17 protein-coding genes and 1 pseudogene are annotated in these 20084 nt (G+C 64.7%); 8 read left to right on the top strand and 10 right to left on the bottom strand.

Going from position 1 to position 20084, the window contains the following annotated elements:
• Window positions 1-154: 154 nt before the first annotated feature.
• From IVA88_RS01235 to ugpB, 10 genes and pseudogenes are all read right to left on the bottom strand, one after another.
• Complete coding sequence (locus tag IVA88_RS01235; RefSeq protein WP_247495481.1) at window positions 155-877, bottom strand: GntR family transcriptional regulator; 723 nt, start codon at window positions 875-877, stop codon at window positions 155-157.
• Window positions 878-881: 4 nt separating this feature from the next.
• Window positions 882-1274: an oxalurate catabolism protein HpxZ gene (hpxZ, locus tag IVA88_RS01230; protein ID WP_247495480.1), complete on the bottom strand. Its 393-nt coding sequence runs from the start codon at window positions 1272-1274 to the stop codon at window positions 882-884.
• Between the two features lies 1 nt (window position 1275).
• The gene (locus IVA88_RS01225; protein WP_247495479.1) at window positions 1276-2670 is read right to left on the bottom strand and encodes an AtzE family amidohydrolase; all 1395 of its coding nucleotides are present in this window, start codon (window positions 2668-2670) and stop codon (window positions 1276-1278) included.
• 7 nt (window positions 2671-2677) lie between these two features.
• On the bottom strand, window positions 2678-2857 hold the full coding sequence (locus IVA88_RS01220) for a DUF4089 domain-containing protein (protein WP_247495478.1): 180 nt from the start codon (window positions 2855-2857) through the stop codon (window positions 2678-2680).
• Between the two features lie 19 nt (window positions 2858-2876).
• A complete protein-coding gene (locus IVA88_RS01215) occupies window positions 2877-4616 on the bottom strand; it encodes an ABC transporter ATP-binding protein (protein WP_247495477.1) in 1740 nt (579 codons plus the stop codon).
• A gap of 94 nt (window positions 4617-4710) precedes the next feature.
• Window positions 4711-5610, bottom strand: coding sequence for an ABC transporter permease (locus IVA88_RS01210; protein ID WP_247495475.1), 900 nt, complete (start codon window positions 5608-5610; stop codon window positions 4711-4713).
• A gap of 62 nt (window positions 5611-5672) precedes the next feature.
• Window positions 5673-6686: an ABC transporter permease gene (locus IVA88_RS01205; protein WP_247495474.1), complete on the bottom strand. Its 1014-nt coding sequence runs from the start codon at window positions 6684-6686 to the stop codon at window positions 5673-5675.
• Window positions 6687-6895: 209 nt separating this feature from the next.
• Window positions 6896-8518: an ABC transporter substrate-binding protein gene (locus IVA88_RS01200; protein WP_247495473.1), complete on the bottom strand. Its 1623-nt coding sequence runs from the start codon at window positions 8516-8518 to the stop codon at window positions 6896-6898.
• Window positions 8519-8723: 205 nt separating this feature from the next.
• A pseudogene (locus IVA88_RS01195) lies at window positions 8724-9143 on the bottom strand (aminoglycoside 3'-phosphotransferase/choline kinase family protein); the annotation flags it as partial.
• A 154-nt stretch (window positions 9144-9297) separates the two neighbouring features.
• The gene (gene ugpB, locus IVA88_RS01190; RefSeq protein WP_247495472.1) at window positions 9298-10638 is read right to left on the bottom strand and encodes a sn-glycerol-3-phosphate ABC transporter substrate-binding protein UgpB; all 1341 of its coding nucleotides are present in this window, start codon (window positions 10636-10638) and stop codon (window positions 9298-9300) included.
• Between the two features lie 185 nt (window positions 10639-10823).
• Here ugpB and IVA88_RS01185 point away from each other — a divergent pair, with 185 nt between their 5' ends.
• The 8 genes from IVA88_RS01185 (at window position 10824) to IVA88_RS01150 (ending at window position 20061) form a co-directional block, all read left to right on the top strand.
• The gene (locus IVA88_RS01185; protein WP_247495470.1) at window positions 10824-11819 is read left to right on the top strand and encodes a TRAP transporter substrate-binding protein; all 996 of its coding nucleotides are present in this window, start codon (window positions 10824-10826) and stop codon (window positions 11817-11819) included.
• Window positions 11820-11873: 54 nt separating this feature from the next.
• Window positions 11874-13904, top strand: a complete 2031-nt coding sequence (locus IVA88_RS01180; protein WP_247495469.1) for an ATP-binding protein — start codon at window positions 11874-11876, stop codon at window positions 13902-13904.
• Complete coding sequence (locus IVA88_RS01175) at window positions 13874-15619, top strand: DUF3369 domain-containing protein (protein ID WP_247495468.1); 1746 nt, start codon at window positions 13874-13876, stop codon at window positions 15617-15619. Before IVA88_RS01180 ends, IVA88_RS01175 begins: the two co-directional genes overlap by 31 nt.
• A 10-nt stretch (window positions 15620-15629) precedes the next feature.
• Entirely contained in the window at window positions 15630-16367 is a 738-nt protein-coding gene (locus tag IVA88_RS01170; protein WP_247495467.1) for a response regulator, read from the top strand.
• 280 nt (window positions 16368-16647) lie between these two features.
• A complete protein-coding gene (locus tag IVA88_RS01165) occupies window positions 16648-17259 on the top strand; it encodes a sigma-70 family RNA polymerase sigma factor (RefSeq protein WP_247495466.1) in 612 nt (203 codons plus the stop codon).
• A gap of 445 nt (window positions 17260-17704) precedes the next feature.
• Window positions 17705-18403, top strand: coding sequence for a cytochrome c biogenesis CcdA family protein (locus tag IVA88_RS01160; RefSeq protein ID WP_247495465.1), 699 nt, complete (start codon window positions 17705-17707; stop codon window positions 18401-18403).
• A 31-nt stretch (window positions 18404-18434) separates the two neighbouring features.
• The gene (locus IVA88_RS01155; protein WP_247495464.1) at window positions 18435-19001 is read left to right on the top strand and encodes a thioredoxin family protein; all 567 of its coding nucleotides are present in this window, start codon (window positions 18435-18437) and stop codon (window positions 18999-19001) included.
• 85 nt (window positions 19002-19086) lie between these two features.
• Window positions 19087-20061: a hypothetical protein gene (locus IVA88_RS01150; protein ID WP_247495463.1), complete on the top strand. Its 975-nt coding sequence runs from the start codon at window positions 19087-19089 to the stop codon at window positions 20059-20061.
• Window positions 20062-20084: the final 23 nt, after the last annotated feature.

Below are 20084 nucleotides of genomic sequence, written 5' to 3'. Positions count from 1 at the left end.
GTCTCATGGCAAAGGGCAAAGCCCACAACGCAGCACTGATCGCCTGCGCCCGTAAGCTCCTGATCTATGCCAATACTGTCGTACAACGCGGCACGCCCTGGACCGAAAAAGCAGCCTAGCTCTTAATGGTTGCTACGGCATAGAATGCGTCATCCTACACCGAAACCGCGTAGATCTCGTACTCTCCGCGGACCAGCTCGATATGGGCGCGCATCGCGGCGGCGGCGCCCTGCTTGTCGCCGCGCATGATGGCGACGACGACGCGGTCGTGCTCGGCTTGCGATTTGGCGAGGCGACCGAGATTGCGGAACTGGGCGCGGCGGAACGGCTGCACGCGCACGCGCGTCGCCAGCGTGATCTCGGCGATGTAACCGTTTTGCGAGCCGGCATAGATCGCGTTGTGGAAGCGCTCGTTGACCTCGTGGAAGCGATCCGGATTACCGGCGTAGCTCAAGACCCGCAGCTCTTCATGGATCGCTTCGAGGCCGTGGCGCTCGGTGGCGGTCATGCGCTCGGCGGCGAGGGCGGCGCACATCGCCTCGAGCTCCGCCATCGCCTCGAACATGCTTGTCAGCCGCTCGATCGAGGGCTGCGCCACCACCGCGCCGCGATGGGCGCGCGCTTCGACGAGGCCGCTTGCCACGAGCTGGCGCAGCGCTTCCCGCACCGGCGTGCGGGAGACGTTGAAGCGGCGCGCGATATCGGTCTCGTCAAGCGGCGCGCCGGGCGCCAGAGCTCCGCGCACGATCTCGTCGGCGAGTTGGAGGCGCAGCTCCTCGGCACGCGTGACTTTGTGCACGCTGGGTTGCGCCCGATCGACGCGCGGTACCATCGGCTCGGCCGGCAGTGTTCCGGACGGAAAATCGTCAAGCGTCATACGATCAGGTCTCTTTCGACTCGTCGATGATGCTGACATGGGCCGCGACGACGCGCCAGCCCTCCGGGAATTTTACCCAAGTTTGCATCTGCCGGCCGACCCTACCCGGCATCGTGTCGCGATAGAACAAGGTGGAGGCCACCGCGGTGTCGCGGCCATAGCTGGTGATGACGGTTTTCGCCCTGCGGCGGTTGAGGCCGATCGGCGAGCGCCCGGCACGAAAGCCGGCGATCGCCTCATAGCCGTAGAGGTTCTCGCCAATGCCATAGCGCAGCGTACGGGCATCGTTGCGGAAGAGCTCGCCGAGCACGGCGACGTTGTTGGTGATCAGCGCCTGCTCATAGCGCTCGAACGCGGCTTTGACTTCCGCGATCACGTCGGGGAGATCGATCTCCATCTCAAAATCCTCTTGGGCTGGGCACGGCGACGACGCCCATCTTCTCCAACGCGTATGCAACGCGTAGCGCGATGTCCTCGCGCCATGGCGCGGCGATGATCTGCACGCCGATCGGCAGCGGCTCGAGCGGCACCGGCACGGCGACCACAGGCAGGCCGATAAAGGAGATCGGCTGGGTGTGGATACCGATATTGGCGCGCACCGGCAGCTCGACGCCGTCAAGATTGAAATTGACCTGGCCGAGCTTGGGCGCGGTGCATGGCGTCGCGGGCGCAAGCAACACGTCGACAGACTTGAACATCTCGGCAAGTTGCGCGCGGTACCAGCGGCGGAATTTTTGCGCGCGGTCGACCAGCGGCGCGGGCACCATGGCGCCGGCGATCAGCCGGTCGCGCACGGCCGGGTCGAAATCGTTCGGCCGCTTGCGCAGCCGATCGAGATGCAGCGAGGCGCCTTCGGTGGTGGTGATGACATAGGCCGCCGCGCGGGCGCGCGCGGCTTCAGGCACGTCCACCACCCGCGTCGCGCCCAGCGCCTTGGCGACGCGGCCGACGGCTTCGACCGCTTCCGGAAACAAATTGGTCTGGAAGTAGCCGCCGGCGATCGCGATGCGCAGGTCCGAAACCGGATTCGCAAGCAGCGGCGTCGTCGGCTCGAGGCCACGCGTGGTGCAGGCGGCATCGTCGGCATCCGATCCCTGCATGGCGTCATAGGCCAGCGCGAGATCGGTGGCGGAGCGCGCGAACGGACCGAGATGATCGAGGCTCGCGACGAACGGAAACGACCGCGCGCGCGACAGCCGGCCATAGGTCGGCTTCAGGCCAAAGATGCCGCAGAACGAGGACGGCACGCGGATCGAACCATTGGTGTCGGAGCCGAGCGCGATGGGCACCAGCGCGCCGCCGACGGCGCTGCCCGAGCCGCCGGAGGAGCCGCCGCTCATCCGCGTCGTGTCATGCGGATTGCGCGAGGGACCGTCATGGACGTTCTCTCCGGTGAAGTCATAGGCGTATTCGCCCATGTTCAGCGCGCCGACCAGCACGGCGCCGGCGGCTTCCATCCGCTCGATCAGCGTGGCATCGCGGCTGGCCGGTGCGCGGTCGCGGTTGATTTTCGAGCCGGCGCGCGTGGCGAGGCCCGCGACGTCGAACAAATTCTTCACCGCGAAGGGCACGCCGGCGAGCGGGCCGACCGTCTTGCCGGCGGCGATATCGGCATCGATCGCGCGCGCTTTGGCACGGGCGCGATCGGCGGTGATGTCGGTGAAGGCGTTGAGGATGGTGTCGTGCTGCTTGATGCGCGCGAGGGCCGCCTCGGTCGCATCGAGCGCGGACATCTTGCGGCCGGCAACCGCGCTTGCGATCTCGGAGGCCGTCATCTCTGGCTTGGTCGTCATGGCGGCGTCAGACAGTGTACACGGGCGCCGGCTCGGTCTCGTCCGGCAGCGCGAATTCGTCGACGAGACGGCCGAGCCGCAGCGAGACCTCGAGATTGGCGCGAATGGACGACCTCCAGGCCTCCTCGACGGGCAACGCCAACGCTTTGGTGACAGCGTCGATATAATCGTCCAGCGGTTCGGCCATCACGCTCCCAAACAATCTTTCAGTGCGCTCTTTGTGTCTGCAACGGCGGATGCGGGATCGCCGTCAGCAGCTCCTTGGTGTAGTCGTCCTGCGGATCGCTCAGAACCTGCTCGGAAGAGCCTTCCTCGACGATTCGACCCGACCGCATGACAATGACACGATCGCACAACAAGCGCACTACGTTCAAATCATGCGAGACGAACAGATAACTCATACCTAACCGCGCCTTGAGGTCCTGGAGCAGATTGAGGACCACGGCCTGGACCGAGACGTCGAGCGCCGCGGTCGGCTCGTCCAGGATGACGAGTTTCGGGTGCAGGGCGATGGCGCGGGCGATGCCGACGCGGGCCTTCTGGCCGCCCGACAATTGGTGCGGGAAGCGATCCAGCAGATTGTGCGGCAGGCCCACCATGGTGGCCAGCTCCTCGCAGCGGGTGCGGAGCGCGTCGCGTCCCCTGATGTCGCCGAGCTGCATGATGGGATCGGCGATGGCGCGCACAGCAGTGAAGCGCGGATTGAGGCTGTCGGTCGGATCCTGGAACACCATCTGGATGCGGCTGCGCTGCGGCAGCCGGGCAAAACCGGCCGGCGCGATGGCGCCGATGTCTTCGCCGTCGAACTGGATCAGGCCCGAAGTCTGGTCCAACAGCCGCATCACCATCATCGACGTGGTCGATTTGCCGCAGCCGGACTCGCCGACCAGGCCAACGCTCTCGCCATGACCGACCGAGAAGCTGATGCCGTCGACGGCGCGGAACACGTCCGGCTCGACCGGCGGCTTGCGGCCGAACAATTTGCCGAGCGTGGCCGTGGCGCCCTGGCGGGGATATTCCTTGACCAGCTTGTCGATGAGGAGAAGGGGCTGCTTGCGGCTAGCGGGGACAGCAAGGCTCTCCGCTGGGGCGCTGCTTGACGCCGTCGATGGACCCGCCTCCTCCTCCGGCAACAGATCCCGCAAGCTCACGCCGAGCCGCGGCGTCGCGCGCATCAGCTTCTTCGTGTAGGGGTGCTGCGGGTTGGCGAAGATGTCGGCGGCCTTTGCGGTCTCGACCACCCTGCCCTTTTCCATCACCACGACGCGGTCGCAATAGGCTGCGGCGAGGCCGAGGTCGTGCGTGATCAGGATGGTGGACATCGCCTTGCGCTTGGTCAGCTCGACGATCAGGTCCATCACCGCCTTCTGCGTGGTGACGTCCAATCCAGTCGTCGGCTCGTCCGCGATCAAAAGCTGCGGATTGCAGGCGAGCGCGAGCGCGATGACGACGCGCTGGCACATGCCGCCGGACAGTTCGAACGGATAGACGTGGTAGCGCTCGCGCGGGCGGGCGATCTTGACCTGCTCCAGCGCCTCGATCGCCTTCTCGCCGCGGTCCGAAACCATGGCCTGCTGCACATGGGTGCGGAGCACGTCCTCGATCTGGTCGCCGACTTTCCGGATCGGGTTCAGCGCGGCGCGCGGGTTCTGGAAGATCATCGAGACTTCGCGGCCGCGCAAATCGCGCATCTGGTCTTCGCTCGCCGCCTTGACGTCGATGCCCGAGAACATCACCGAGCCCTCGGCGATCCGCCCCGCACGGTCGAGGATGCGCATCACCGCATAGGACGTCACCGACTTGCCGGAGCCGGACTCGCCGACGATCGCCAGCGTCTCGCCCTTGGCGACCGAGATGTTGACGTGCTGCACCGCCTTGACGATGCCGCGGCGGGTGGTGAATTCGACGGTGAGGTCCTGGACGTCGAGCAGGGGCTGGGCGGTCATGGCTGCCTCCCGTCACTCAAAGGGTCGAAAACAACCCCATGCACAGTAGAAAGGGGCTTGAAATCATTGGATAATTTTAGCGGGACATTTGCCATCACGTCCTCCGCTGGGGATCGACGATGTCGCGCAGGCCGTCGCCAAGGAGGTTGAAGCAGAACACGGCGATCATCAAAGCGAGGCCCGGGAATAGCGCGATCCACCATTCGCCGGAGACCATGAAGCCCGCGCCTTCGGCGACCATGATGCCCCATTCGGCCGTCGGCGGACGGACGCCGAGGCCGATGAAGGACAGGCCGGCGGCATTGAGGATGGCGTAGCCCATGGTCAGCGACATCTGCACGATCATGATCGGCATGATGTTGGGCAGAATATGCACGAGAAGAATGCGGAATTCGCCGTTGCCCGACAGCCGCGCCGCCTGAACGAAGCCGGCATTGCGGCGCACATTGGCTTCGGCGCGCGCGACGCGGGCATAGAGCGGGAAATTCACGATGGCTGTCGCCAGGATGATGTTCTGCACGGTATTGCCGAGCGCTGCGACGATGCCCATCGCCAGCACGAACAGCGGAAACGCCATGATGGTGTCGGCGATCCGGCCGACGATGCGGTCGGTCCAGCCGCCGAAATAGCCGGCCGCGATGCCGGCGAGCCCGCCCATCAGGAACACCAGCGCGACGGAGGCGACCGCGATGAACGTATCGAGCCGCGTCGCCACCACGACCCGGCTGAAGATGTCGCGGCCGAGCTGGTCGGTGCCGAACCAGTGCGCGGCCGAGGGCGGCTTCAGCGATGCCGCAGTGTCGGACGCCAGCGGATCATACGGCACCACATAGGGACCGAAGACCGCGGCAAGGAGGATCACGATCAGCAACGCGAACGCAAAACCCGTGACCTTGTTCTCGCCAAGCACGTAGCGGGTCTGGTCGAGCAACGCGACGAACCCTGACGTCCGCGCGGGACCGACAGGTTCAACAGCAGGCGCAACAGAACTCATGACTCTATCCTTTTGAGCATGATCTGATCGGAAAACCGGTGCCCACTTTTCCGGATCATGCTCTACCCTTCCAGCCGCACGCGCGGATCGATCACGCCATAGAGAATGTCGATCACGAGATTGAGCAGCACGTACATCACGGCCATGGTGAGCACGAAACCCTGCACGGGCGCGAAGTCCGACGAGATCAGCGCCTCGACCGCATAGGAGCCAATGCCGGGCCAGGCGAACACTTTCTCCACCAACACGTTGGCCCCTAACAGGAACGAGAACACCATGCTGAGCGTGGTGATGACGGGGAGCATTGCGTTGCGGAACGCGTAGGTGACGATGACGGTCGCCGGCGACAGGCCGCTGGCGCGCGCGGTGCGCACGAACTCCGACGACAGCACCGCCAGCATCGAGGCGCGCGTCATGCGCGCGATCGGCGCCAGCGAGAAGATCGCAAGCGTCGTCGCCGGCAGGATGAGCTGGCTGCACGCCGAACGGAACGCCTCGAAATCGCGCGCGATCAGGGTGTCGATCAGATAGAAGCCGGTCACCGCCGGGGGCGCGCTGTAGAACACATCGAGCCGGCCGAGCGGCGCGGGCGACCAGCCGAGCCGGAAATAGAAGACATAGACCAGCACGAGGCCGGTGAAGAACACCGGCAGCGAGACGCCGGCCGTCGTCGTGACCCGACAGAGATGATCGACCCACGATCCCGGCCGGGTCGCCGCCAGCACGCCGAGAGGGATGGCGATGACGACCGAGACGATGAGGCCGAGCAGCGTCAATTCGGCGGAGGCCGGCAGGCGGTTGCGGATCTCGGCCGCGACCGGCTGTCCCGTCGTGAGCGAGTTGCCGAAATCGCCATGGGCGAGATCGTTGGTGTAGCGGAAGAACTGCTCGATCAGCGGCTTGTCGAGGCCGAGCTTTTTGCGGATCTGCTCGACGGCTTCTTTCGTCGCGGCGGGGCCGGCGAAATATGCGGCGGGATCGCCAGGCAGCGCGCGGGTGAGCAGGAAGGTGACGATGACGACCCCGATCAGCGAGGGAATCGCGAACATCAGGCGCTTGCCGATCATAGTCAGCATCGGACGACGCTCCTGGATGACGTACGAATCTCGCGAGCGGACAAAAGCGTCGCCGCGCGCTCCGCTGCGTTCCCTCCCCCCTTGTGGGGGAGGGCTAGGGAGGGGGGTGGCTCCGGGAGAGGTCGGAGTTCGTGGCTACCGCTCTCCCCAACCCTCCCCCACAAGGGGGAAGGGAGCCTGAAGAGCGTGCTCACCTCACCCATCCCCCCTCACACCTTCGCCATCGCGCGATAATCCAGGCGGCGGTGGAACCAGTATTGATAGCCGCTGATGTTCTTCTGCATCGCGACGTTGACGAAGGGCTGGTACAGCGGGATGCGCGGGATATCGCTGTAGGCGAGATCGACGAACCCTTTCACGTCAGTGTCGTAGGTCGCGGTGTCGCCGGTCGCGGCAGCTGCGCGTGCGCCGTCGATCAGCTTGTCCATCTCCGCCGACTTGTAGCTCATGGTGTTGAAGACGGAATTGTTGCCGTGATAGCACCAGTAGAAGAAGTACTCGGGGTAATCGAGCCAGCCCGAGAAAACGTTGGTGAAGAGCGGCATCTCCTTCTTGTTCAATTCGGTGCGCCAGTTGGCGCCGGGCACTTTGTTGATGGTGGTCTTGATGCCGATCTGGGCCAGGCTCTCCTGCACCAGCACGCAGAGCGGCTCATTGACGCCCGCGAAGTTGAGGTCGAACGAGATCGTGGTCTCGAAGCCGTTGGCGTAGCCGGCCTCGGCCATCAGCGCCTTCGCCTTCTCCATGTCGGTGTTGTATTTGTGCGGCTGCGGCCAGGCGACTTCGGTCGGCTTGTCCTTGGGTGCGCCGAACATCGGGTTTGCCAGCCCGAACATCACCGCGTCCATGATCTTCTGATAGGGAATCGCGTAGGCGACCGCCTGACGCACCTTGGGATTGTCGAACGGCGGCTTGGTCACGTTCATGCCGATGTACTGGATGCCGTTGGAGAACGGCAGCGACACCACGTTGAGCTTGCCGCTCGCCTTCATCTCCTGGAAGTCCTTGAACGGCAGCTCGTAGGAGATATCGGCGTCGCCGCGCTCAAGCAGCGCGCGGCGGTTGCCGGCCTGCGGCACCATGCGCCAGATCACGCGCTTGATCTTCGGCAGCGGGCCGCCGACCCAATCCTCGTTACGCTCCATGACGACTTCGGTGCCGGCGGTCCACTTCGTCACCTTGTAGGCGCCGGAGCCCGCGGTCTGCTGCTTCGTGAATTCGAGACCCCAGGGATCCTTCTCGCTGGCGTTCTTCTTCACCAGTTCGGAATTGATGATGCAGGGCACGATCACCGCGAGATCGGGGATCGTCAGCTTGTCCTTCTTCAGGAAGTCGACACGCACAGTGTAGTCGTCGATCACGACGAACTGCTCGGGTTTCGTGAGCGAGCCCGCGCTCATCTGGAAGGTGGGGAAGCCGCCGACGCTGACGGCGCGGTCGAGCGACCACTTCACGTCCTTGGCCGTAACAGGCGCGCCGTCGTGGAATTTGGCGTTCTTCTTCAGCTTGAAGGTGACCGACATGTCGTCGATCTTGAAGTCCTCGGCGAGTTCGCCCTTGAACTTGTCGCGGTCGTAATACGGCACGCCGCCGGGGCCGGTCTTCATCTCGTGGCTGATCAGGCGGTCGTAGCAATTCCAGGACACCTCATAGCCGGGCACGTTGGTGCCGACGCCGTGGATGTCGAGGTTGTTGGGGCCGCCTTCCGAGACGATCAGCAGCGTCTCCGAGCGTGCGTCGGCATAGGCAGACGAAATCACCGACGGCATGGCCGGAAGCGCCGCGCCTGCGGCCAATCCGGAAACGGACTTGAGGAAATCGCGGCGCTTCATAAAATGGCTCCAACACAAAAGTTTCTGGTTGGAACTGGATTCGCAAGGTTCGTGCCAAGGCTTAACGACGGTTAAAACTACAACAAGTGACTGAAATCATTCCATGAAATTGCTGCCGGCCAAGCTGCCGATCAGACGCCGAGCCACATGGCATTGCATACAAAGAAGAAGACTTGCCTATAAAATAGGCATAAGAGATGCGCGCGGACGCGATGGTCTCGCCGATCTGGCGCAGCACGCGCTCCTTCTGTGCTTCCGCCAATTGCGGCCAGACTTCCGAGCCGAGCGTGCCGGCAAGGCGCGTGATGATCAGATACGGCCAGCCGTCGCGGATCCCTTCCGCGACGATCTCGGGGATCGGCAAATGAAGACGGCCGGCAAGCTGCGTCAGCGAGCCGCGCTCGGAGACGAACTGCGCGCGGAGCAGCGGCGGGAAGATTTTCAGGATCAGCCGGTCATCCAGACCGACGACGAGATTGGTGCCGGTCGCAAACACCTGCGGCGAGCCGACATCGAGACCATGACCGCGCGCAATGTCGAGCGCGATCGGCAGCCATCGCGAGGAAGCGGAGCGCCAGGCGCGAAAGCCTTCCGCGTCGGCGAAGTGAGGTAGTGTCATCGACATCGCGCCCTCGATGCATTTGAGTTCGTCATGCCCGGGCTTGTCCCGGGCATCCACGTTCTTCGTGCTGCGATCAAGGCGTGGATGGCCGGGACAAGCCCGGCCATGACGCTGTGGAACGGTCTTGCGGCCCAACGCCGAGCTACCATCCCGCCCGCTACCTCTCCGGGCTGGCGCGCTCAAACTGGCGCAGCAGCTTGTTGCCGCGTTCGACTGCGGAATCGAGCGCTCCTTGTGCGCTCTTGCGGCCGGCAAAGGCCTGCTCCAGTTCGTCCTCGATCGCGCCGCGGATCAGCACGAAGGAGCCGAGCCGGATGCCCTTCGAATTCTCCGTCGGCGGATGCAGCGTGATCTCTTCGAACGAGATCGCCGAGCCCGGATTGCGCTCGTAAAAGCCTTGCGCGCGCGTCAGCTCGAAGGCAGCGCGGGTAACAGGCAGATAGCCGGTGTTCTGGTGCCACGCCGCCTGCACCCCGGGCTGCGACAGATAGGCGAAGAACCGCGCCACGCCTTTGTATTCCTCGCGCGGGCGATCACGCAGCACCCACAACGTGGCGCCGCCGATGATCGAGTTCTGCGGTGCGCCCTTCACGTCGGGCCAATACGGCATCATGCCGTAGCCGATCTCGAACTTCGAGTTCGCCTTGATGTCGGCGCGCGTCGCCGAGGAGCCGATGAAGATACCGCATTCGCCGTTCTGGAAGCGCGGCTCGGCCGACTGGCCGCGGCCGCTATAGTCGAACACTTTGGTCTTCTGCCACTCGCTCAGCTCGGCGACGTGATTCACAACGACAGGGTTGTTGATGGTCAACACCGCATCGAGCGCGGAGAAGCCGTTCGCCCGCGTTGCCAGCGGCAGATTGTGAAAGGCGGAAAAATTCTCGACATGGATCCATGACGGCCAGGACGTGGTGAAGCCGCACGCCGCGCCGCGATCGCGCAGGCGTTTTGCAGCAGCGCCAAGCTCCGGCCAGGTCTTCGGCGGCGTCTCCGGATCGAGGCCCGCGTCGCGGAACATGGTCTTGTTGTAATAGAGGATCGGCGTCGACGAATTGAACGGGAACGACAACAGATTGCCGGCCGCATCGGTGTAGTAGCCGGAGACCGCGGGAAGGTAGTCATTGAGCGAGAACGGCTCGTTCATGTCCCGCATCAGGCTGAACACCGGATAGATCGCGCCCTTGGCCGCGGTCATGGTGGCGGTGGCGACCTCGTTGACCTGGACGATCGCGGGCTGGCTGCGCGAGCGGAAGGCGAAGATCGCGGCGGTCACCGTCTCGGTGTAACTGCCTTTGTAAGTCGGCACGACGCGATAATCCGGCTGTGAGGCGTTGAAGTCGGAGGCGAGCTTCTCGAGCTGCCGGCCGAGTTCGCCGGACATGGCGTGCCACCACGCGATGTCGGTCGCGGCCCGCACCGGCGCGGCCAAGGAGAGAGCCGCAAGGGCGGCGGCGAGCTGCAAAAGGCGCGGTGCTGAAGTCACGATGGCTCTTTCCATGCCGCACGACGAAGGCGGCTGTCCCTGCTTAAGGCGCGGCATTTGCGGTTTCAACCGGGAATGAGCGCCGGCCGCGCCTCACAATCACGCCGCGGGCCCCCGCGGGATGGCCTTCCCACGACCATCTGCTAGATTGCATTGAACCTTTTGCTCCCGCCATAGACTCCACCACTGAGGGGTTGAGTGTGCCAGTGTTGAACCGTGCCGAACGCTCGCGGACCGGGGTGGTTTTTGTCGCGCTTCTGATCGCCATCTGCGCGACGGGAGCCGTTGCGCGCGAATTCCGCGCCGCCGACACCCAGACCGAGGATTATCCGACCGTGCAGGCGCTGCGCTACATGGGCGCCCTGATCGCCGAACGCAGCGGCGGCCGGCACGAGATCAAGGTGTTCCACTCCCGCCAGCTCGGCGAAGAGAAGGAGACCATCGAACAGACCCGTATCGGCGCGATCGATCTCAACCGGACCAATGTGGCGCTGATCGGCAACTTCGTTCCGGCGATGAACGTGCTTGCGATGCCGTTCCTGTTCCGGTCCATCGAACACATGCAGAAGGTGCTGGACGGGCCTGTCGGCAACGAGATTCTCGGCAGCTTCGAGCCCTACGGCTTCGTTGGCCTCGCCTTCTACGATTCCGGCGCGCGGTCGATCTACAATGGCGCCCGCCCGGTCAGAGACGTCGCGGACCTCAAGGGGTTGCGGATCCGGGTGCAGCAGTCGGAGTTGATGAGCCAGATGATCCGCTCGCTCGGGGCGGAGCCGGTCGAGATGCCCTATGGGCAGGTGCTTGCCGGGCTTGCAAACCACCTGATCGACGGCGCCGAGAACAACTGGCCATCTTTCGTGACGACGGACCATTACAAGCATGCCGGCTATCTCGCGCTCACGGAGCACACGATGAGCCCCGAAGTGCTGGTGATCTCGCTGAAGGCCTGGAAAAGCCTGTCGGCCGAAGACCAGACCATCTTCAGGGAAGCCGCGCAGCGCTCCAGCCACTTCATGCGCGAAAAATGGCGCGACCTCGAGGAGCAGTCGCAGCGCAAGGCGGAAGAAGCGGGCGTCACCATCGTCAGGGACATCGACCGCAAGCCGTTTGAGGACGCGATGGTCGCGATCTACGCCAAGGCCGGGCAAGATCCGGCAGCGGCCGCGCTGATCGAACGCATTCGCAAGGTGGAGTGAGGCCTCTTGCCCGGACTTGGACACAGCGAGCATGCAGACAGGTCGCCCGGCCCAATGGGGCGGCTGCGCGCGCGGCTCGTCGGCGTGCTCCGGGCGGTGCCGATCCGCTGGCGCATCCTGTCGATCGCGGCGCTGAACTCCGCCGTGGTCATCGTTCTGGTCGGGCTGATCTGGAACGGCTCGCAGGTGCTCGGCTCGGCCTGGGACGACGTGCGCCAGGTGCGCGAGTCGGACCGGATCCTGGCGCTGCTCGAGAGCGAAACCGGGCGGCTGCACAATCTGATCCACCGCTACATCAACCAGCCGAGCCCCGATTTGTTCGCCGAGATCCTGCTGCTGCGCGAGGCGGTGCTGGGGACGCTGGCCAACCGCGCCGCCAAGGACCCGATGCTGTCGGGCTCGGTCGAGGAGCTGGAGCGCACCACCGAGCGCTTCCTCAACGGCTTTGGCGAGCTGCGCGGCGTGCAGGCCACCATCGCCATGACCTATGAGGATCAGGTGCAGGGACCGGCCAGGGACATGGCCGGCCTCTACTCCATCATCGAAGGCGCCACCGGCCATCGCGACGCGCTGATCTGGCCTTCGCTGGGCAAGTCGCGCGAGGCCTTCACCGCGATGCTGGTCGCGGCCAATTCCTACTATCTGTCGCTATCATCGGGTGCGGCCGACGACGCCCGCCGCAATACCGAGACGATCGAGAAGACCATCCCCGTGATGATCGATCTCGCCGACAACGACCTCCAGCGCATGGCGCTGCGACGACTCGCGGCCCGCACCGCCGCGCTGCGCGAGGGCTTTGCAAAGCTCTCCGAGCAGCTCACGAACCGTACCGAGCTGCTGCGCAACACCATCGACGCCAACCAGGCGGAGGCGATCGGCGCCATCGACGACCTCTCCACCAAGATGCGCCAGCGCGAGCAGAAGGCGCAGGAGACGTTCGACCGCACGCTGGCGGACATCTCCCGTCGCGTTTTTTCCATCGCCGTAATCTTCCTCGGCATCATCCTCACCGCCGGCGTGCTGATCGCGCTGTCGATCCGGCTGCCGCTGCAGCAGATCATGGCGGCAATGCGCGCGATCACCCTCGGCGACCTCGGCCGCGAGGTGCAGGGCACGCGCGCGCGTGACGAAGTCGGCGCCATGGCGCGCGCGGTGGAAGTGTTCCGCGAAAACGCGATTGCGAAGCGTGAGACCGAGGACGAGCTGCGCGCGTCCAAGGAGAAGGCCGAGAGCGCGCTGCTCGAGCTCAACGCCGCGCAGCAGAATCTGATCGATGCCGAGAGGCTCGCGGCCCTCGGCGGCCTCGTCGCCGGCGTCGCGCACGAGGTCAACAATCCCATCGGCATCAGCCTCACCGTCGCGTCCAGCTTGGCCCGGCGCACCGAGATTTTCGAGGCCCAGCTCAAGGGCGAAGGCGGCCTGCGCCGCTCGCAGCTGGAAGAGTTCGTGCAGTCCTCGCGCGACGCCTCGCAGCAGCTCGTCGCCAACCTCCAGCGCGCCGGCGAACTGATCCAGTCGTTCAAGCAGGTCGCGGTCGACCGCTCCCATGCCGAGCGGCGGCAATTCTCGCTGAGCGAAGCCACCGACCAGATCATCGCGAGCCTGCGCCCGGTCCTGAAGCGGTCGCCGATCACGCTCCATGTCGACATGCCCGAGGGGCTGCTGCTCGACGGCTATCCCGGCTCCTACGGCCAGATCCTGACCAACCTGTTCCTCAACGCCGCCAACCACGCCTTTGCCGACGGCCGCGCCGGCACGATCACGATCTCGGCGCGGCCCCGCGGGGCCGACGACGTCGAGATCATCTTCACCGATGACGGGGCCGGCATGACCTCCGACGTGCAGCGCCAGGCCTTTGACCCATTCTTTACCACGAGGCGCAATGAAGGTGGCACGGGACTCGGCCTCCATATCGTCTATAACCTCGTCACCCAGCAGCTCGGTGGTCGCATGATGCTGGAATCCAAGCTGGGACAAGGCACTACTTTTCGCATTATCATGCCCCGGGTCGCCAAGGGCGGCGGGCAAAGCACAGAGACTGACGGGACTTCTCAATGGCCGAACAGGACGATGTCCTCCACCTGATCGACGACACCGGTACCGCGTCGGAGGATGTTGACGCCCGGAAATGGAAGATCGCCGTCATCGACGACGATCAGGCCGTGCATGACGGCACGCGCTTCGCGCTGTCCGACTACAACCTCAACGGCCAGGGCCTGGAGATTCTCTCCGCCCATTCCGCGGCGGAAGGTCGCAAGCTGATGGCCGCGCACAGCGACATCGCCGCCGTGCTGCTCGACGTCATCATGGAGACGGACGTCGCCGGCCTCGAGCTGGTCGAATACATCCGCAACGAGCTCAAGAACGAGACCGTGCGTATCATCCTGCGCACCGGGCAGCCGGGCCAGGCGCCCGAGCGGCGCGTGATCGTGCAGTACGACATCAACGACTACAAGGCCAAGACCGAGCTCACCGCCGACAAGCTGTTCACCTCGCTGACCGCGGCGCTGCGCTCCTACCAGCAGCTCGAGCGCATGCTGCAGACCCGGCGCGGGCTCGAGATCATTATCGACGCCGCCTCGACGCTATACGACTTCAAGTCGATGCAGCGGCTCGCCGAGGGCGTGCTGACCCAGCTCGCCTCGCTGCTCAACGTCGATTGCGCCGGTATACTGGTTTTGCGCGACAATGGCGGCATCGATCCCGAGCTCTCGGTGCTTGCCGGCAGCGGCTGTTACAGCCGCTTCATCGGCACGACCTCGTCGAAGGCGCTCGACCCCGATCTGCGCGCGATGGTGGAAGCCGCCTTCCAGGGCCGCAAGAACGAATTCGCCGACCATCGCAGCGTGATCTATTTGCGCACCGGAAGCGGCCGCGAGGTCGTGGTGCTGCTCCAGGCCGAGCGCGAACTGTCGGAAACCGACCGCTCGCTGGTCGAGATCTTCTCCAGCCGGCTCTCGATCGCCTTCGACAACGTCATCCTCTACCAGCAGCTCCAGGCCGCCAACACCCAGCTGGAAGACCGCGTCGCCCAGCGTACCCGCGCGTTGATGCAGGCCAACCGCCGGCTCTCGGCGCAATGGCTGCGGCTGCAGCGCGCCAACGGCTTCAAGAACGAGATCCTTGGCACCGTCGCGCATGATCTGAAGAACCCGCTCGGCGTCATCCTCGGCCGCACCGAGATGCTGAAGGAGCTGATCTCGACCGGCGCGTCGTCAATCGGCGTGGTCGCCCAGGTCGATCACATCCGCGATGCCACCAAGCGGCTGACCACGATGGTCGATCACCTGATCTCGGACGCGATGGCCGATGCCTTCGACATCACCATCCGCCGCGAGCCGGTCGACGTCGCGGCCCTGGTCAAGGAGGTCGCCGAAGCCAACCAGCCGCTCGCGATCAACAAGCAGCAGGCGATCAGCGTCAGCGCGCCCCTCAACGTCGTCACCATGTGCGACACTGACCGCATCCGCGAGGCGATCGACAATCTCATCAGCAACGCCATCAAATACTCACCGATCGGCGGCAAGATCGGCGTCATGGTCAGCCATGAGGGCGGCGACACCATCGTCCGCGTCAGCGACGAGGGCGCCGGCCTGTCGCCGGAAGATCTCGGCCGCCTGTTCGGCCGATTCCAGCGGCTGTCGGCAAAACCGACCGCCGGCGAGAGCTCGACGGGGCTTGGGCTGTCCATCGTCAAACGTATTATCGACATGCACGGCGGCGAGGTGACCGCCGAAAGCGAAGGCCCCGGCAAGGGCTCGACCTTCACCATCACCCTCCCCGCGACCGAAATCCCGTGATCTCGAGAACATGACCCAAAGCCAGCACATCATGATCGTCGACGACGAGGCCCCGGCCCGGGAGATGGTCGGCGATTACCTCAAGATGCACGGCTTCACCGTGACGCTGTGCGACGGCGGCAAGTCCTTGCGCACAGCGATCGCCGGCAGCATGCCCGATCTCGTCGTGCTCGACCTCAACATGCCCGAGGAAGACGGGCTCTCGATCATCCGCGACCTCAAGAGCCGCATCAACGTGCCGGTGATCATGCTCACTGCGACGGCGAGCCCGATCGACCGCGTCGTCGGCCTCGAGCTCGGCGCCGACGATTACGTAGCCAAGCCGTGCGAGCTGCGTGAGCTGATGGCGCGCATCCGCTCGGTGCTGCGCCGGAGCACGCCGGCGAAAACCGTGGCGGCGGAAACGGCGGCTGCGAAATCGGACAAGGATCAGCTGGTACGGTTCGGGACAAAGTGGCTCGATCTCGAAGCGCAGGCCTTGCGCGACGACGAGGGCAACGAGCACCCGCTGACCGCATCCGAGTTCGGGCTCCTGAAAGTGTTCGCGGCCAATCCGAAGCGCGTGCTGTCGCGTGAGCGCCTGCTGGAATTGGCCAACGCGCGCGACGCCGAAGCCTTCGACCGCGCCGTGGATCTGCGCATCATGCGCATCCGCCGCAAGATCGAGCCTGATCCGGCAAAACCCGCCGTGATCCGCACCATCCGCGGCGGCGGCTATCTGTTCTCGCCGGCCGGGGAAAAGGCGTAAGGGCCCATTGTCGTCCTGACGAAAGCTGAGATTCAGGCGACATCAAACGCAAAAGCCCGAAATACGTTCCCGGCGCCGCCTGACCCACCCGTATTTTCCGTACGTTGAAATTCCACGCCTTTTTGTCCCGAATGTTTCGTCGCGCCCTGTCCGACGAAACAATTTGGCGGCGCACGAAACCATTTTCCCCTTTTCGTGCAGACGTCCCGAAACGTTGGCTCATTAACACTTTGGTCGAAGGAAACGCCGCTCGGTTGCGGCGCTACGGGGAGCCAAGTCAATGCCGAACGTCATCGCCATCAACGCCCAGGCCAGTCAGAGCATCATTGCCGCTCAGGCGACTTCGGACGACATGCTTCTCGAAAGCATTGCCGACGGCAACCGGACGTCCATGCACATTCTCTATTGCCGGCACAATGTGCGCGTCTACCGCTTCATCCTGCGGATCGTGCGCGACGCCACCACGGCGGAAGACCTCGTCAGCCAGGTGTTTCTGGACGTGTGGCGGACCGCCGGCCAATTCCAGGGCCGCTCGCAGGTTTCGACCTGGCTGCTCTCGATCGCCCGCTTCAAGGCGCTGACCGCGATGCGCCAGCGTCGCTTCGAGGACATCGACCAGGAAGACGTGCGCCAGATCGCGGATGGTTGCGACACCCCGGAGACATCGCTCGACCGCAGCGACACCAGCGCAATTCTGCGCGCCTGCGTCCAGAAGCTGTCACCCGCACATCGCGAAATTATCAACCTCGTCTACTACCATGAGAAGTCGGTGGAGGAGGTCGGACAGATCATCGGCATCCCGCAGAGCACGGTGAAGACCCGGATGTTCTACGCCCGCAAGCAACTGGCCGAATTGCTTAAGGGCGCCGGCGTCGAGCGCTTTGCTGCCTAACCCAAGGATTTCAGGGAGATAGGACCGCCCATGCAGCCCTGTCTCCGGACACGGAAGTGTTACCGCCGACGAAACAATTGAAACAAAGCACAACATCAGGCGGAAAAACTTCCCTCCTATAAAGATCACATACGGTTTCGTTAAACCTCCCAAGACCTCCAACGACCCGGACGGGATGCCCCCCTCCGGGTCGTTTTGTATTTGGGGGCAGGCTCTCGCCGCGCGCTCCCGCCTCTCCCGCCTCTCCCGCGGCGGCCGGTGAGGTTTTTTCCTCTTGGGAGTGCCCCGTTGCGGAGACACCCTCTCCCCAACCCTCCCCCGCAAGCGGTGGAGGGAGCGCATCCTGGTCCTGAATAGCAGCCAATCCCGTCACGAACGTGTGACGGCGCGTAACGTCCGCCCCATCCCGCCCGAACTCCCCTCGTGACCGCATCACGAGTGCCCCATGCTCGAACTCACCTTCGCTGTCCTTGCCGGTATCCTCACCATCGCCGCACCCTGCACGCTGCCGATGCTGCCGATCCTGCTCGGCGCCTCGATCGGGCGCGCGGGACACTTACGGCCGGCGATGATCGCGCTCGGCTTCGTCATCTCGTTCTCCGCAACCGCGCTGTTGCTCGGCGCAATCACGCGGCTGTTCGATTTCGATCCGAGCGTGCTGCGCGAGGCGGCATCGATCCTGCTGCTCGGCTTCGGCCTGTTGATGCTGTGGCCGGCGCCGTTCGAATGGCTGTCGATCCGGCTCAACGGCTGGCTTGATCTCGGCAACTCCAGCGCCACGCAGCGCGAGGGCGCACTCGGCGGGCTCGTGCTTGGCACCACGCTTGGCCTGGTCTGGACGCCCTGCGCCGGTCCTGTGCTCGGCTCAATCCTGACGCTGGTCGCGACGGCTGAGAACGCGACCTGGGCCGGCGCGCTGCTGATTGCCTACGCGATCGGCGCGGCGCTTCCGATGCTGGCGATCGCCTATGGCGGGCAGGCGGCCACCACCCGCGTGCGCAGTCTCGCGCGCATCTCGCCGAGGCTGCAGCAGGGCTTTGGCGTCGTCGTGATCGGCTTCGCGCTGGCCGCCTATTTTCAATACGACACGCTGATCGTGGCGTGGCTCACCGGCTTCTATCCCACCGGCCAGATCGGCCTGTGATCATCCCTCATCTTCACCGGAGGACGTTTCCATGACTTTCAAACTGCTCGCCGTCTCCGCCGCACTGATCGGCATTGCCGTGACCGGCGCCGTCATCCCCGGCATCTGCGACGAGGCCGCGCGCGCCGTCCCTGTCGTCATCGCTGCGGCCGCCAGCCAGGAGGCCGCGCCCGATTTTGCCGGCATCAACAACTGGTTCAATTCGAAGCCGCTTGCTATCGCCGATCTCCGCGGCAAGGTCGTGCTGGTGGACTTCTGGACCTATGGCTGCGTCAACTGCGTCAACACGCTGCCGCACGTCACCGAGCTCTATGCGAAATACAAAGATAAGGGCCTCGTCGTGGTCGGCGTGCACACGCCGGAATTCCCGTTCGAGCGCTCGGCGTCCAACGTGCAGGCCGCACTGAAGCGCCACGGCATCACCTATCCGGTGGCACAGGACAATGAGTCCAAGACCTGGAACGCGTACCGCAACCGGTATTGGCCGGCGCAATACATCATCGACCAGAATGGGAAGATCGTGTTCCAGCACGATGGCGAAGGGCGTTACGACGAGATCGACCGCGCCGTCGGCCGGCTGCTGAACGCCAATAGCTGATGCCAGATCGCTGCGCCCGGCCTTGTTGCTTGACTCCACGGACCCGTCCGTGGAGTTTCGCGGGCCACGTAATCAGCCGCCTGCGATGGACGACGCCACCAACAGCACTGACATTCGCCTTCGTGAAGGCGCCTCGATCGCGCAGCGGCTGGTCATGTCCGGCTTTGCGGCCGCCGTTGCGCTTTGCTTCACGCCGGGCCTGTTCACGCACGACACCCTGGAGGTGATCATCTCCGTGGTCGCGCTGCTCGTGGGAGCAGCGTTCGTCGGCGTCATCATGCTCGCGCCGGCAGTGGTGTGGATCATCACGCCGGACCAGATCTTGATCGGGGAGCAGCGCCCGTTCGGAAAACTCCGCACCCGGGTCGTTGCCAAGGACGACATCAGCGGATTGCAGGTTCCCGGCAGCAAGAGGGCGAAAGCCCGCTTCCAGCTGGCCTTCACGCTGACCTCCGGAGAACGCCTGACGTCGCCGCCGATCGCCGATGTCACGCATGTGCGCGATACGGTGGCGCGGATCGCCGCGCAATTCGACGTTCCCGACGTCGAGTCTCCGGTCAATCCGCTCGATGCCAGCAATCCCGAAATGCGTCTCGGCGACCCCCTCGAGCCGTTTTCCGTAAGGGACATCAGGATCGTCGCACTGATCGTCGTCGCATTATGCGCCGTTCCCTACGCCTACAAGCTCTGGCGCGGCCTGTCGCCCGGGCCGGTCGACATCGTGCTGCTGCCGGTTGGCGCGCTCGCCGCATTCGGCGTTTACCGATATGCCAACCTTGTGACCGGCGCTTTCTGGATCATCCGCCAAGGCGATATCCGCGTCGAACGCCTGTGGGGCGACGGCACGTTGCGCGCCGACCATATCGAAGGGCGCGAGGTGAAGACGATCACGGTCGAGCGCCGCGGCCGCTCCGAGGACGAGCACTGCATCGTCGTGATCCGATTGCTCTCAGGACAACGGTTTCGCAGTCCGCGCATCGGTTCGCGGCCTGAGGCCCGGGCCGTGGGGACAGAGATCGTCCGGCGGCTCGGGATCGCGCCGGAGAACAACCATATCTGACATCGCGCTGCTTCCACATCGTC

Source organism: Bradyrhizobium sp. 149, assembly GCF_023073915.1.
Lineage (GTDB): Bacteria > Pseudomonadota > Alphaproteobacteria > Rhizobiales > Xanthobacteraceae > Bradyrhizobium.
The sequence above is the reverse complement of the archived record's forward strand: the minus strand, read 5'-3'. Positions and strand labels throughout refer to the sequence as shown.